Source organism: Pseudomonas mandelii (assembly GCF_006438925.1).
Taxonomy (GTDB): domain Bacteria; phylum Pseudomonadota; class Gammaproteobacteria; order Pseudomonadales; family Pseudomonadaceae; genus Aquipseudomonas; species Aquipseudomonas mandelii_C.
This window is the reverse complement of sequence record NZ_RCZA01000006.1, coordinates 449,317-462,673: the sequence shown is the minus strand read 5'-3', so window position 1 is coordinate 462,673 and position 13,357 is coordinate 449,317. Positions and strand designations below refer to the sequence as shown.

Annotated in this window: 13 protein-coding genes and 3 pseudogenes; 5 read left to right on the top strand and 11 right to left on the bottom strand. The window is 51.5% G+C overall.

Annotation, left to right across the window (positions count from 1 at the left end; translation table 11 throughout):
* From tnpB (EAH74_RS16810) to EAH74_RS16765, 10 genes and pseudogenes are all read right to left on the bottom strand, one after another.
* Window positions 1–213 (bottom strand): IS66 family insertion sequence element accessory protein TnpB (tnpB, locus tag EAH74_RS16810; RefSeq protein ID WP_240050521.1); only part of this gene is annotated, 213 nt, incomplete at its 3' end.
* Window positions 214–298: 85 nt separating this feature from the next.
* Window positions 299–587: pseudogene (locus tag EAH74_RS16805) on the bottom strand (IS66 family transposase); the annotation flags it as partial.
* A gap of 74 nt (window positions 588–661) precedes the next feature.
* A pseudogene (gene tnpB, locus EAH74_RS16800) lies at window positions 662–1,017 on the bottom strand (IS66 family insertion sequence element accessory protein TnpB).
* A gap of 189 nt (window positions 1,018–1,206) precedes the next feature.
* The gene (locus EAH74_RS16795) at window positions 1,207–1,623 is read right to left on the bottom strand and encodes a GtrA family protein (protein ID WP_140679891.1); all 417 of its coding nucleotides are present in this window, start codon (window positions 1,621–1,623) and stop codon (window positions 1,207–1,209) included.
* The gene (locus EAH74_RS16790) at window positions 1,620–2,909 is read right to left on the bottom strand and encodes an NAD(P)/FAD-dependent oxidoreductase (RefSeq protein WP_240050520.1); all 1,290 of its coding nucleotides are present in this window, start codon (window positions 2,907–2,909) and stop codon (window positions 1,620–1,622) included. Before EAH74_RS16790 ends, EAH74_RS16795 begins: the two co-directional genes overlap by 4 nt.
* Window positions 2,909–3,838 (bottom strand): NAD-dependent epimerase/dehydratase family protein, encoded by a 930-nt coding sequence (locus EAH74_RS16785; RefSeq protein ID WP_140679890.1) that lies wholly within the window; start codon window positions 3,836–3,838, stop codon window positions 2,909–2,911. Before EAH74_RS16785 ends, EAH74_RS16790 begins: the two co-directional genes overlap by 1 nt.
* On the bottom strand, window positions 3,835–5,457 hold the full coding sequence (locus EAH74_RS16780) for a hypothetical protein (protein WP_140679888.1): 1,623 nt from the start codon (window positions 5,455–5,457) through the stop codon (window positions 3,835–3,837). Before EAH74_RS16780 ends, EAH74_RS16785 begins: the two co-directional genes overlap by 4 nt.
* Before the next feature lie 62 nt (window positions 5,458–5,519).
* A complete protein-coding gene (locus EAH74_RS16775; RefSeq protein WP_046047960.1) occupies window positions 5,520–6,260 on the bottom strand; it encodes an SDR family oxidoreductase in 741 nt (246 codons plus the stop codon).
* Window positions 6,257–7,573, bottom strand: coding sequence for an FAD-binding oxidoreductase (locus EAH74_RS16770; protein WP_140679886.1), 1,317 nt, complete (start codon window positions 7,571–7,573; stop codon window positions 6,257–6,259). The genes EAH74_RS16775 and EAH74_RS16770 overlap by 4 nt, the downstream gene beginning before the upstream one ends.
* Complete coding sequence (locus tag EAH74_RS16765) at window positions 7,570–8,991, bottom strand: UbiA family prenyltransferase (RefSeq protein WP_046047958.1); 1,422 nt, start codon at window positions 8,989–8,991, stop codon at window positions 7,570–7,572. The genes EAH74_RS16770 and EAH74_RS16765 overlap by 4 nt, the downstream gene beginning before the upstream one ends.
* A gap of 218 nt (window positions 8,992–9,209) precedes the next feature.
* Here EAH74_RS16765 and EAH74_RS33880 point away from each other — a divergent pair, with 218 nt between their 5' ends.
* The 5 genes and pseudogenes from EAH74_RS33880 to fabF all read left to right on the top strand — a co-directional run bounded on the left by EAH74_RS33880 (window position 9,210) and on the right by fabF (window position 12,752).
* Entirely contained in the window at window positions 9,210–9,470 is a 261-nt protein-coding gene (locus EAH74_RS33880) for a hypothetical protein (protein ID WP_140679884.1), read from the top strand.
* Window positions 9,443–9,997, top strand: a pseudogene (locus tag EAH74_RS33620) (polysaccharide biosynthesis protein); the annotation flags it as partial. The gene EAH74_RS33880 and the pseudogene EAH74_RS33620, both read left to right, overlap by 28 nt.
* 112 nt (window positions 9,998–10,109) lie before the next feature.
* Window positions 10,110–10,445, top strand: a complete 336-nt coding sequence (locus EAH74_RS16750) for a ComEA family DNA-binding protein (protein ID WP_140679880.1) — start codon at window positions 10,110–10,112, stop codon at window positions 10,443–10,445.
* 205 nt (window positions 10,446–10,650) lie between these two features.
* Window positions 10,651–11,445 carry an SDR family NAD(P)-dependent oxidoreductase gene (locus EAH74_RS16745; protein WP_140679878.1) on the top strand — a complete coding sequence of 265 codons (795 nt, stop codon included), beginning with the start codon at window positions 10,651–10,653 and terminating at the stop codon, window positions 11,443–11,445.
* Between the two features lie 32 nt (window positions 11,446–11,477).
* Window positions 11,478–12,752 (top strand): beta-ketoacyl-ACP synthase II, encoded by a 1,275-nt coding sequence (gene fabF / locus EAH74_RS16740; RefSeq protein ID WP_140679876.1) that lies wholly within the window; start codon window positions 11,478–11,480, stop codon window positions 12,750–12,752.
* On the opposite strand, the gene EAH74_RS16735 is transcribed toward fabF, so the two are convergent.
* The gene (locus tag EAH74_RS16735) at window positions 12,749–13,306 is read right to left on the bottom strand and encodes a TetR/AcrR family transcriptional regulator (protein WP_140679874.1); all 558 of its coding nucleotides are present in this window, start codon (window positions 13,304–13,306) and stop codon (window positions 12,749–12,751) included. The two genes, fabF and EAH74_RS16735, sit on opposite strands and share 4 nt — an antisense overlap.
* Window positions 13,307–13,357: the final 51 nt, after the last annotated feature.

Here is a 13,357-nt window from a genome sequence, read left to right as displayed (position 1 = left end):
GCGCTTGAGCCAAAGGCAGAAGCCGTTGCGCTCCCAGTAAAGGATTTTCACTCGATTACGGTGGCGATTCAGAAAGACGAAAAGTACAGGGTCGAACACCGCGACCTTGATATCCAGCTCGACCAAGGCGGCCAGGCCGTCGATGGATTTTCGGAAGTCCACGGCCTTGGGGTAGAGGTACACTTTTTCGACTTTAGCGTCGGGTCGCATCATGACGTGCTGGCTCCAGAGAGAAATCGGAGTACAGCTTCGGGGATCAACTGCTGGCTTTGAATGTGGGGTTCATGGAGCGGTTACCCTCCACGTAACGCTCCAGCCGGCTCCAGTTGCTGGCCAGATAATTAACGGCCTTGCCCAGTGCGCTTTGCGAAGTGACCTGCGGCTGTGTTTTTTCCAGCCAGCTTTTCAGCTGGGCCAGGATTGGCTCTTTAAGTACCTGGACGCGGGTTTGGGCTTTCCAGTAATCAGTCGCGCATCAGGTTCAGCAGTGGTTGAAAGTGTTCGCTGCACTGGATCACCCCGCGCGCCAGTGTTTGCCTCGGTATATCGATACCGTGTCGGCTTAACACCGTCTCGAAATGCCTCAAGCAACATTTGCTTGAGCAGAACAGGGTCATCGGGGAGGTTTTCGGGCATCAAATTCATGCCCGGATTATACCCGTCAGCCGACAAATCCTGGAGTCAAAACCTGATGTGGTCGGTTGCGCCACAGATCAAAGCCGTCGAGCAACCAATTCAGTTCCTGAACGCTTAACACGATGGCTTCCTCGGTGACGTCGGGTGATGTTTTGAAGCGCTCTGACTTGAGATGCTTGAGCCAAAGGCAAAAGCCGTTGCGCTCCCAGTAGAGGATTTCACTCGATTACGGTGGCGATTCAGAAAAACAAAAAGCACGGGGTCGAACACGGCGACTTTAATATCCAGCTCGACCAGCGCAGCCAGGCCATCGATAGACTTTCGGAAGTCCACGGGCTTGGGGTAGAGGTACACTTTTTCGACTTTTGCATCGGGGCACATCATGAGGTGCTGGCTCCAGAAAGAGTTCGGGAGCACAGCTTCGAGCATCAGATTTCGACTTGGAATGTGGGCTTCATGGAGTGCTTACGCTTCTTGAGCACGTTCCATGATAAAGAAGGATATTAGATGAGGACGTGAGTCTAGTAACTTGGGATGAATGCGCGCGGCCTGAGCCGCCGCGCACACGTTTTATCTACTTCCCGGAATATCTCTAAACGCGAATATTTTATAGAAAAGGAAAGTTGTGATAGTCGGCAGCGTAACCGCTATTGCGTGGGCAATTGATTCAGTATAGGCGTGGTAGCCGAGTGCCTGCAGGCCCTCATTTATTTTTATCGCGGAAAACCAAACAATCGGAAATGACAGCAGGTTCATAAAAACAAAGCCTTTTGCTTGCTCGATGACTGACTTTTCCGATTTTTTGAAAATGAACATCCGATTTAACGAAAATGCTGTTGCCATTCCCACTACGTAGGCAAGCACGATTGCCCATGAGAACGGCATCCAGAGACTGAATATTATTCGCGAAAGCCAATTCAGGAATGCGGCGAACCCGCCGGCTGCCGCAAAACCTACAAACTGCTTAGTGAATAGATACCTGATCATTGGCTCGCCTGTTTCGCTAATTTTCTACCAAAACCGATACTTTCCGAAATACCTCGATCCTCAGGATAGTAGTAGGAGGTGTCGGCAACCCATAACCCTTTAACGGGCAGCGATACAGAGGGAAGCTTGTCCAGATATTCCGGGTCGCAGATCGGCTGAGCATAGCGGTAACGGCTGGCGCGTAATTCAACGATGTCTTCAGCTTGTAACTCTGGATTTATTTTCTTCAAGTAATAGCGAACCTTTTCGAAAAAGGTTTCGTCCGAGTCTTGAAACTTAGGGTGCTCGCCGGGTAGGTAGAAAGGAATGTAAACGATGTGTTGATCCAGCGGTCTCAAGTTGCTGTATTCCACTAACCCGGGAATGTCCATCTCCGGGTCGTTGGTGTTGAGCCAAAAATTTTCGGTCAGCGGCTTTTTTAACTTGACGATTACGCAAACGACAGCGATATTTTTCAGTGATTTAAAGCGGTTCTGAACGTCTTCAGGCAAGTCCGGTATCAATTTTGGTACGTAGGGCAACGGTACGGTACTGATTACCTTATCGAACTTCAAAAACTCCCCTGCCACGTTCAAGCCCTGAATCATACCGTTTTCAATGACGACTCGTTCGACTGGGGATTTCAGTTTAATCTCACCGCCGTGTGCTTCGATACTGGCTTTCAATGCATCAAGAAGCGTCTGAGAGCCACCCTCAAGATAACCAAGTTTTTCCTTGAACAAGCTGTAACGCGATCTTCCGATACGGCGGATTCGACTCCAGATCCAGGCAGCGGATAAATTGTCGCTGTACTCATAGAATTTGTAATCAAACAAGCGGCGCCAAAGTACTTCCCAAGCTTCAGCCCCCACCCATTTTCGAATCCAACCGGTGGCTTCGACAGAGTCCAAAGGCTTCCAGTCATTACGTTTGGTGCACAGGAATGCAAACAGTCCGTAGCGGAATTTGGCCTGAAAACTGAGCCCTTTAAACTTCAGCAGTGCTGCCGGATTTCCCCAGGATTGCAGCCGGTCTTGGTACCAGTAACCCATTTTTGTTTCAACCCAGCGCATTTTTTCAGCCAGGTCAAGTTCGTCCAGAATGGTCAGAAAATCGCTGTCAGAGATGCAATGGAAATGATAATAGCGTTCTATGGTCAGACCCGAAAAATCGAAAGACGCAGTCATCCCCCCGATACGATCGTCCGCTTCGAACAAAATAGGAGTGTGCCCGTCTTTGGCCAGTTGATAAGCAACTGCCAATCCCATTGGTCCTGCGCCTAATACGGCGATTCGCTGTCCCATCATTAAAATTCCAGCACAATATTGCTATAGATTGGATGATTAAATGTTTCGTCTATGGCGATGGCAAAGGGGGTGTAGGGAACCCCAAAGATTGAAGGCCAGTCGATGACTTCAAACTCATCTTTTGTACTCAGGGCCGCTAACTGTTGCGTTGTAAAGGGCGGGTTTTTATCAAAGAGTGCCCACATCCAAAGCAAGGCATAAAAAAGTGTATAGGGTATTTTCACGATTTTTGTTTTCGAGTGAGTCACTCGTTTTATTTCGCGAATGATATCAATGTAATCAATTTTTTCATGTCCGGAAATATTGAAAATACCTTGTTTTTTTTGCTGCTCGATACAACTGATAATGATGTTGGAGAAATCACCGGCGTAAAGAGGCTGGCGCATAAACTTACCGTCGCCGGGGATTGGGTACACTGGCGTTTTTTTCATGAAGCGGGCAAGCCAGCCGAGGTGCTTGCGGTCAAACCAGCCATACATAAGGGTTGGTCGAAGAATCGGGCAGGAAATATTGCTGGCTAATACCAACTCCTCTTGTTCACGCTTTGTTTGCGTATAGAAGTCGTCGGCTTTAGATTCCAGTACAGACGAGCTAATGTGAACAAGGTGCATGTTCGGATTGGCCTTTATCAAGTCCAGTATTAGGCGTGTTGAAATCACATTGTTTTGTACGAATTCTTGATAGATATTGCCACCGATTTGAGCTTGTAGCATGACGACCACTGCCGAGCCAACAAAGTGTTCGCTCCAACTACCTTTTTTTGAAAGGTCCGCATACTCAATAGTCAGTTCTGGGTGAACAGACTTTAATATGGCGAGGTTCGTTCGGTGTTTGTCGAGCACCACGATGTCAGTGTATCCGCGGCTTTTTAAACGTGCCACCAAATTTTGCCCGACCAAACCTGCTCCGCCTGGAAGAATTATTTTCATTTTGGCTCTCCATTTAAGCCCAGCATACTTAAGTTGGATCTTCGTTTCAGGCAGTAATTGATGCAGCTAGAAAAACCAAAACTGAGAAAGATACTTGCTATGGGCAACAGTGCAAGCATTTCCTTGGATCGAACAGTCAGTAGCATCAACGAAGAACTAACCAGTAATGCTGTAGACAAGACTAACAAGCTTGCCTGGAAGGCTTTTCTGATGTTTTGTGTTTTAGATATAGCGATACATGAGACGAACGCCAGCAAGGCATAGACCCAAGGTGGCGGAGTCAGAAAATTCATCCAACCAAAAAACGCCATGCCTTGGTGTTGTGCTTTCTCGGCAGGATTCCAGTACAGCAAGTGTTGAGGTATACGGCCCGGAGGGGGGGTCAGTTTAACGCTGCCATCTGCTTGAATATTGTCACCAATAAGCAGATCCAAGCTATTTGATTTTAAAGGTGTGAGTTGGAATGGTTTTTCGATGAAAAAAGCTAACCACCCCGTGATCAATTTCGCGATGTAGGCGGCGGGTATCGCCAGCACCGATTCTTTATACACGGCTATACCTAGGGCGTCTGTTTGCGGAAGCCCGATATAGTAATAGCCGGGAATGGCCGAAACATGAATGTCAAATGTTTCAGGCAGGGGATGCTTGGTCGTGAAATCAATCAACTCCGAGCGCGATGCGTTCATCAGATAATTATATTGTGCGAGGTAGGGGGCTCTTACTTCTTTTGGTGCGCCCCAATCAACGTCTTGATAGGCTGCAGCCCTGAAATATTCCGGTGGTAAAATTGCGCCAAGGGCCCGCCACCTCAAACTGTTGATTCCCAGCTTGTTTGGTTCCTGAGTGATGTAGTTGTTTGGTATTGCGTCAATTAGAACCCAAGCATGATCGTAACTCAGTTGCCGTGAATTGGTCGTCGGGTAGTGAAAGGTTTCGACAAATACAAATATAATTGTGGTGCTCGCCGATAGGGTGACGATGGCTGTCGCGATTTTCCAAGTCCAGTCCTTGCTGTCAAAAATTACTAACATCGCAATGACAGGGGCGATTACCAAGGAATTGAACTTTACAAGGTAGGCAACCGTAAGAATAACTGCGGACAGTACATACAAAATTATTTTTGCATCATTTTTTACATCGAACGCCCAGAGAGCGGTCAGCAGTGCGATGGCAAGAAAGTCTCCTTGTAGCCAGTCCGGTCCGATGGAATTGACCCCGCCCATGAAAAACAGACTGCCACCCCACGCTAGGCACATAAGTGTGGCTGAGATTTTACCAAATACTTTATTGCACATGAATGTGCTAATTGCGATGGCGAACAAGTGGACGTAAAAATGAATGTGCTGTAAGTGTCGCAACCATTTAAAATTATAGATGTCTACTCCGTTGGGTACGCCAGCAAAATCGAGTGCGAAGCGTGCGGCCAAAGTATATCCACTGGCGTGGATAAGATTGGATACACTGGAGAAAATCATCTGAGCATAATTTGGATAGTCAAAGGCAGCAATATTGATAGGGTACGTCTTCAGGTAGTACAGGTTCAACAGAATGACAATGACTAGGGCAATTAGTAATAAATGCCTTTGAAGCAGATTGCCTAGGGTATTTAAAGCTGACATTGAAGAGCCCTGTTATCGATGAAGCTGGATGTATACAGTTTTATCACTTGCAGTAAATCTGACTATAGATTTATCCGCTTGAATATAAAGTTTGGTAAATGTTTGATAATAAGCATTATCAGTGCCCAGAATGTTGGGGTGTACAGCGTGTTGGTTTTATTTTGCACCGCTTTGACAATGCTAAGTGCTACCTTTTCAGGTTGTGCTATCAGCAGGGGAGGCAGGTTGAGCCCCTTGGTCATAGGTGTTTGAACAAAACCGGGTTTGATGGTAGTCACCGAAACGCCGACTTTGAACAGTCTTGCGCGCAAACCCTCGCAGAATGTGGAAACGGCAGCTTTTGCTGTGCCGTATAAATAGTTGGAGGGTCGGCCCCTGTCGCCAGCTACCGAAGAAATGACCGCCAATGAGCCATGTCTTTGAATTTCAAATTGATTGCCCAGCAACGTGAGTAACGCGATGACAGAAATAGCGTTGTTGGACAGCTCTTGCAGCGCTAGATTAACGTCGTTTTCACACGCTTTTTGATCGGGCAGTGTGCCATGGGCAATGAGTGCGATATCAATCTGTTTCAGCGTGGTCAAACAGTTTTTCATCATCACTGAGTGTGCCGCGATATCAGTGGCGTCCAGACGGTAAGAACTCACTGCTGTTGCGCCATGAACTTTCAGGTCGTTGGAAACCTGTTCAAGTTTTTCGGTATTACGTCCTACCAGAAAAAACTCAGCGCCGTCTTTTGCCCAGAGCCGGGCGCACGCTGCGGCGATGGCGGACGTAGCGCCAATTATTAGTATTCGCTTCATGACGTTACTCTTTTCCAAAATCGGGATTTGAGGGCTGGGTCGCGTAATGCTTCCACTTTTTCCCACGCAGGATAGAAGCTTCTAAAATGTTCACCACTCATATGAGCGTCTTTGGCTGGATAGAGCCTGCCCCCTGACTCCGCGACGATGATATCAAGTCGGCGAAACAAACCTGACTCCAGTCCAGCGTGTTGTGAGAAGTCGAGTGCCAAAGAAGTGCCGGGCATTGGAAAAGACAGCAATCCTGGAGAAGGCATTTCCCCGCAGCGTTTCAAGACGGCCAGAAATGAGCCTTGACCTGCTTTCGCGATGGCGCTGAGCAGTTCATGGACTGTCGCCTCTGCATGCGTATCGGGTATGACGCACTGGAATTGCTGGAACCCTTTGGAGCCATAAATTCGGTTCCAGTTAAGAATTCCGTCCAAGGGATAGAAGAAGGGCTCGTAGTGAACATTTTTACGCGTTCTTTCAGCGGGCTGTGCGTGCCAGTACATGTTGTTAAAACACTTTAGCGTGTGTGGGGTGATCGGAGATATAAATGGCGCAAAGGGGACGTTGAGTTTTGATTTTTTGGTGAGCGTCAGCTCGCCATAGGGTGCATGGTCGCCCACAATGAAAACGCCTCTCCCAACATCACTTCCTTTCGCCAGGCAATCAATCCAGGCGACGCTGTATTCGTGTTGATGATCAAGCTCTTCCGCCAATAAAAAGAACTCTTTCAGGTTGCTGAAACGCACTTTTGTACTGTCGATAGCACTGGAATTTATAGAGATCAAGTTGATTTCGCCCCACGTGATGATACCCGTGAGGCCAAGCCCGCCGATGGTTGCCGAATACAACTTGGGATTTTCATATGAGGAGCAAACCAGTGCACCCTTATCGCTTCGCAGTAGCCCGAAACGCGTGACATGGTTACCGAAAGTGCCACGTCGGTGGTGGTTTTTACCATGGACATCATTGGCAATGGCACCGCCAACCGTCACGAATTGAGTGCCGGGAGTGACGGGCAGGAACCAGCCGTTGGGGATGGCAATATCCAGAATCTGCGCCAGTGTTACCCCAGCTTCAACGATAATGCGGCCTGTCTGCCAGTCAGCCTTTATGAATCGATCCATCAAGCGTGTTTGAATCACCTGATCACTGGTCGCCAAGCAACTGTCGCCATAACTACGGCCATTTCCGTATGGTAAGGTTTCTTCGTAAGTGTCCCGCAAGCTTGTCAGAACGCCCTGTAGTTCGGATCTCCAGCTGCATGGCGTGGCTGTCTGTGCATGTTTTGGATATCGGCCCCATGAGTAAAGATCTGAAGTCATGCTGCTGCCCAAAAAACAACACAAAATAATGCGCCGACTATTAGACTGACCCGGTCACGAATTGCGAATACAACGGGGTCCTCATGAATTAGACCCCGGTGTGTCAGCATCCAGACACGTGTGATCCAAAATAGCAGCAGGGGACACGCCAGCCAGATGATCTGGGGGCTTGAGTAGAGGGCGATGGTCGCTTGGTCATGTATGTAGAGCGCCAGCACCATCACGGCGAGGTATCCGGAGGATGCCCCTAAAGAAGAAATCATTTCGAGGTCACCGGGGTAATAACCGCGACCCCGGGTTTTCTCTTTTTTCCCTTTTACTCTGGCATCACGCAGCTCTGCGTAGCGTTTGACCAGTGCCAAGCTTAAAAACATAAACATCGAGAAAGCCAGCATCCAAAAGGTTAGCTGAAGCTGGAACGCTGCCGCACCGGCTATGATCCTCAATGTATACAGAGCTGCAAGGGCAATGACGTCAATAGACATGCGGCGCTTTAGATCAAGTGAGTAGGCAAGTGTCAGTGCGTAATACGCCAGTAGCACTGCCGAGAACTGCCAGGGTAGAAATAACGCGGCGCCGGCGAAGGCAGCACACAACAAGAGCGGGAACGCCACAATTCCGGTTATGATCGACAGGTCACCAGAGGCAAAGGCTCTACATTTTTTTGAATGATGATGACGATCATCCGCCAAATCCAGAAGGTCATTCAGAATGTAAACGCTGGATGCACACAATCCGAATAACAGGAACGCAAGTATTCCCTGCCGAACCATCATTGGATTCATTACTTGGTGCGCCGCAAGAAGTGGGACGAAAATCAGGGCGTTCTTCATCCATTGGTGGATCCTGATTGCAGAAACCCAGCTTTTTAAAGGTACTACACTCGACAGAAGCGTTTGTTTAACGTTGCCCATCGCTTGTGCTTTACGCAAAACGCCTCGTTCAGGCTCAACCACATAAGCATGTCTTGCTGCCGACCATACCGGGATGTCGTCATGAGAATTACCTACATAGTCGAACCCGGACTCGCCAAAGTGTTCAATCAATAAATCCCGCTTGGACTCTGCTGTCAGATTGCGTTCTTCATTGGTCGCCAGTACAAGATCAAAAAGTTGCAGGTACTCTGCAATTTTCTCGGCCAGAGTGTAATGGCTGGCGGTGGCAAGTACGATGAGTCTATTTTCGTTTTTTGCAATTTTTATCAACTCCAGCACGGCTGGGTTGTAAGGTAAAACATTAACATCTATATCGGTTGCAGAAGCCAGTTGCGACTTCAGCACAGTTTTACCTTGCGCCAGCCAGCCTACCGTTTTATAGAGCTGAAATGGATGGCGACGGATAAATGCCATGCCGGTTTCTACTAATAGGTCCGAACGCAACAACGTTCCGTCGAGGTCAACCACGAGGGGGAGGGTCACAAGAACTGTCCTTGAATGCTGGACTAACAAATCAGTTTGTTAGGTCGATGGAGGCCGCCGGAGGCGATATAGTTGCTCCTGTGATGGCTAGCCAACCATCCACACTAAGTTTTACGGGGCACGTTACCATAGGGAGGGCTTGTCGTCATGGATCCAGTGCCAATGAGACGCACCCGGATAGACCTTATGGCATAACCATAGACGGTGAGTATTTTTCATTGCAAAGTCCTTTATTCCGCTCAATAGTCTTTAACTACTGGTGGCTAAGCCTCGTCATCATCGGCGGTCTGCGCCTGTGCATGCGTCAATATTTCATGGGCGACTGGTTCACCGCCGCGCAGCATGTACCGTTCGCCAACCGGGATGATGGCCTCACCAAAGTCGCCATCTACGGTGCAGGCGTAGCCGGCAATCAGCTGGTTGCAGCACTTCGCATGGGCCGAGTCTTGCGTCTGTGCTGGGGTCTTCCGGTTCAGTGATCCCGCTTTTCCACAGCCAGATCAAATCGGGTGGCCCATTGACGGTCACGCACCCGAAAATCACTCGCTATTTCATGACTATCCCTGAGGTCGCGCAACTGGTGATCCAGGCGGGTTCCATGGGGCCGGGCGGTGATGTGTTTGTCCTGGACATGGGCGAGCCGGTGAAGATTGTCGAGCTGGTGGAGAAGATGATCCACCTGTCGGGCTTGAGCGTGCGTTTGGAGAAGAATTTGCAGGGGGATATCTCCATCGAGTTCACCGGGCTACGTCCCGGTGAGAAGCTTTATGAGGAGTTGCTGATCGGCGACGACGTGGCAGCGACCCAACATCCGATGATCATGACGGCCAACGAAGATCATCTGCCCTGGGATGTGCTCAAGGGCCGTTTGAGGGAGTTGCTGATTGCCGTTGATCATGACGATTACGCTCGCGTCCGCCAGATCCTGCGCGAAACCGTCAGCGGCTACGCCCCTGATGGCGATATCGTTGACTGGATCTACCAGCAACGTCGCCTCGAACCCTGATTGTTTCACATCCTGTAACGGACACATTTTTGACAGGCTCCAGACATCGCCTAAGTTTGGAAGGCAGCTTCGGAAAAGCTGCTTTCTCAATCGATGTCATGGAGCTTCATTTATGCGTACTGGCTATTTCTACTCTCTGGTTTTCGCCCTGCTCACCAGCGCCTCTATTGCGGCCATTGCTGCGCCGACGGTCAAGCCAGAGTCTGGCAACGCACCCTTGGTGCTGGAAGTTTCTCCCAAGGCACAGTCTGGCAAGATCGATCTGAATCAGGCCGATGCGCCAACCCTTCAGCGCGAGTTGTCCGGTGTGGGCGAGGCCAAGGCTAAGGCGATTGTTGCCTATCGTGAGAGTAATGGGCCGTTTGCGTCCGTGGACGAATTGCTCGAAGTGAAGGGAATCGGTAAAGCGATTCTGGATAAGAATCGCGAGAAGCTTGAGGTGAACTAAGCTTATACGTCAGCGCCAGGGGCCGGTCATTGATCGGCCTTTTTGCTTTCTGGGGAACGCTGTGATGGTGCGCCTTTCGTCGATATGAGAAAAATTACGGCTATCATATACAGCTAAGATTATGCCTATAATAAACTGGTTTCCGCCAAGCGTTCTGAGCCTCAGGCGCTTGTCTTTCCCTTAGGCATCTCCCAGGAGCACAGTCATGAACTCTGTCCAGTCTCAAGGTACGGCCCTCGTCACCGGTGCTTCTTCCGGTATCGGTGCGATTTACGCCGAGCGGTTGGCGGCGCGTGGTTTTGATCTGTTATTGGTTGCCCGTGATCAAGAGCGGCTGGACGCTGCGGCGAGCAAGTTGCGCGCCGAGCATGGCGTTCAGGTCGAGGTGCTCAAGGTGGATCTGACGCAAAAGGATGAGGTGCTGAAGCTTGAACAGCGTCTTCGCAGTGATTCGAGTATCAGCCTGTTACTGAACAACGCCGGGGTTGCAACGGATGGTTTGTTGGCCAATGCCGACATGGATCAGCTGGAGCGTTTGATTCAACTGAACGTGACAACGGTCACGCGGTTGGCCTCGGCAGCGGCCGCCAGTTTTGCCAAGGCGGGCCGCGGGACGATTATCAACATCGCATCAGTAGTTGCGTTGTTCCCAGAGCGCTTCAATGCAACTTACAGCGCCAGCAAGGCTTATGTGTTAAGTCTGACTCAATCGTTGAATGCCGAATTGGAGGGCACCGGGGTCAAGGTGCAGGCCGTGTTGCCAGGTGTAACACGCACCGAAATCTTCGAGCGCTCCGGTATCGATGCTACCCAGATTCCGGTGGATATGGTCATGGAAGCCGATGATATGGTTGATGCGGCGTTGTCGGGTCTGGATCAGGGTGAGTTGATCACCATTCCTTCGTTGCCGGATGCGGCCGATTGGGATGCCTTCGTTGCGGCGCGTCTTGTCATGGCACCGAATCTTTCCAAAAGTAAGGCCGCCGCGCGTTACACGTGAGGCGTCATGAATCGGCTTGAGGTATTTGCGGTATGAGTGATCGTCGAATAGTTGTAACAGGCATGGGCCTGGTGTCGCCATTGGGTTCTGGTGTCGAAGCCGTTTGGTCGCGTCTGTTGGCCGGGCGTTCCGGGTTGCGCAATTTGCCGGACGAGGTGGTTGCCGATTTGCCGGCCAAGGTCGGGGGTGCAGTGCCGACGCTGGCTGACGATCCCCAGGCGGGGTTTGACCCGGACCGGGCGACGGCGCCCAAAGAGCAGAAGAAGATGGACCGCTTTATTCTGTTCGCCATGGAAGCGGCGCGTCAGGCGCTGGAGCAGGCCGGTTGGCAAGCGGCGGACGCCAATGCCCAGGAGCGTACGGCAACCATTATCGGTTCCGGCGTGGGTGGTTTCGGTGCGATAGCGGATGCGGTGCGCACCACGGACAGCCGTGGGCCGCGACGCTTGTCGCCGTTCACCATTCCTTCATTTCTGGTCAACCTCGCCGCGGGTCATGTGTCGATCCAGCACGGTTTCAAGGGCCCATTGGGTGCGCCGGTGACAGCTTGCGCGGCCGGGGTGCAGGCGATTGGTGATGCGGCGCGGTTGATTCGTTGTGGCGAGGCAGACATCGCGGTATGTGGCGGCGCGGAAGCGGCGATCGATCGCGTCAGTCTCGCCGGGTTTGCCGCTGCTCGCGCCTTGTCCAGCGGATACAACGACACCCCGGAGCGAGCCTCGCGGCCGTTCGACAGTGATCGCGATGGCTTCGTCATGGGGGAGGGCGCTGGCCTTCTGGTGATCGAATCCCTGGAGCATGCCCTGGCCCGCGGTGCTCAACCGCTGGCGGAATTGGTCGGTTACGGCACCAGTGCCGATGCCTATCACCTGACGGCAGGTCCCGAGGATGGCAGCGGTGCGCGACGGGCGATGTCGCTGGCATTGGCCCAGGCAGGCATTTCGCCGGCGCAGGTGCAGCATCTCAATGCTCACGCAACCTCGACACCGGTCGGGGACTTGGGAGAGTTGGCGGCCATCAAGGCGTTGTTCGGCACGGATAACAAAATCGCCGTGACATCGACCAAATCGGCCACCGGGCATTTGCTCGGTGCAGCGGGCGGTATCGAGGCGATCTTCACGCTGTTGGCAATTCGCGATCAGGTCGTGCCGGCCACCCTCAACTTCGATACCCCGGACCCTGCCGCCCAAGGCGTGGACATCGTCCACGGCCAGGCACGGCCGATGGCAATCGAGTACGCGCTGTCCAACGGCTTCGGGTTTGGAGGGGTGAATGCCAGCGTGCTGTTCAAGCGTTGGGAGGGTTAGTCCCGGGGTTGTTTGAGATAGGCGCGAGTCACGTCGAGAATCCGCTGCGCCAGCTCGGGGTTCTCGACACTGCGTGACAGCAGTAGTGCCCCGACCAGCGTCGACATGATGACGACGCTGTCGTCGGCAGCGTTGTCGCCTTCAAGGGTGCCTTGCACTTGTTCAAGCCGTGCGTTGAGCACCACGTCAGTGGTCGGGCTTTGCTGCCCGCGCAGGCCGAGTTCCGACGACATGGTCGGCAACGGGCAACCTTCATCGGGTGAGGTCTGGTGCCATTCGGACAAATAGGCGTCGATGAACGCTTCCAGCGGACGATCCTGGGCGAAGAGCTCGGCGCAAATCACATCGACCTGCTCGCTCGCGGCTTGCAAAGCCTTTTCCACCAGTTCGTCTTTGGATTTGAAGTGCGAGTAGAAACCACCGTGAGTCAGGCCCAGTGCTTTCATCAGCGGTTGCAGACCTGTCGCGCCAATGCCATCGCGGCGAAAGCGCGCTGACGCTTCCTTGATGATGCGTTGGTGGGTCTGGGCTTTATGGTCCTGCGAGTAACGCATCGGGTATCTCCGCAACAATGCGCCATATTAACCAATGAAAATGGGATGGTG

What these genes read in the sequence shown, in the direction of transcription:
- EAH74_RS16745 (WP_140679878.1), top strand. Translation starts at nt 10,651, where the DNA reads ATGAACTCTGTCCAGTCTCAAGGTACGGCCCTCGTCACCGGTGCTTCT.
- EAH74_RS16770 (WP_140679886.1), bottom strand. Translation starts at nt 7,573, where the DNA reads ATGACTTCAGATCTTTACTCATGGGGCCGATATCCAAAACATGCACAG.
- EAH74_RS16750 (WP_140679880.1), top strand. Translation starts at nt 10,110, where the DNA reads ATGCGTACTGGCTATTTCTACTCTCTGGTTTTCGCCCTGCTCACCAGC.
- EAH74_RS16780 (WP_140679888.1), bottom strand. Translation starts at nt 5,457, where the DNA reads ATGTCAGCTTTAAATACCCTAGGCAATCTGCTTCAAAGGCATTTATTA.
- EAH74_RS16790 (WP_240050520.1), bottom strand. Translation starts at nt 2,909, where the DNA reads ATGATGGGACAGCGAATCGCCGTATTAGGCGCAGGACCAATGGGATTG.
- EAH74_RS16735 (WP_140679874.1), bottom strand. Translation starts at nt 13,306, where the DNA reads ATGCGTTACTCGCAGGACCATAAAGCCCAGACCCACCAACGCATCATC.
- EAH74_RS16795 (WP_140679891.1), bottom strand. Translation starts at nt 1,623, where the DNA reads ATGATCAGGTATCTATTCACTAAGCAGTTTGTAGGTTTTGCGGCAGCC.
- fabF (WP_140679876.1), top strand. Translation starts at nt 11,478, where the DNA reads ATGAGTGATCGTCGAATAGTTGTAACAGGCATGGGCCTGGTGTCGCCA.
- EAH74_RS16775 (WP_046047960.1), bottom strand. Translation starts at nt 6,260, where the DNA reads ATGAAGCGAATACTAATAATTGGCGCTACGTCCGCCATCGCCGCAGCG.
- EAH74_RS16785 (WP_140679890.1), bottom strand. Translation starts at nt 3,838, where the DNA reads ATGAAAATAATTCTTCCAGGCGGAGCAGGTTTGGTCGGGCAAAATTTG.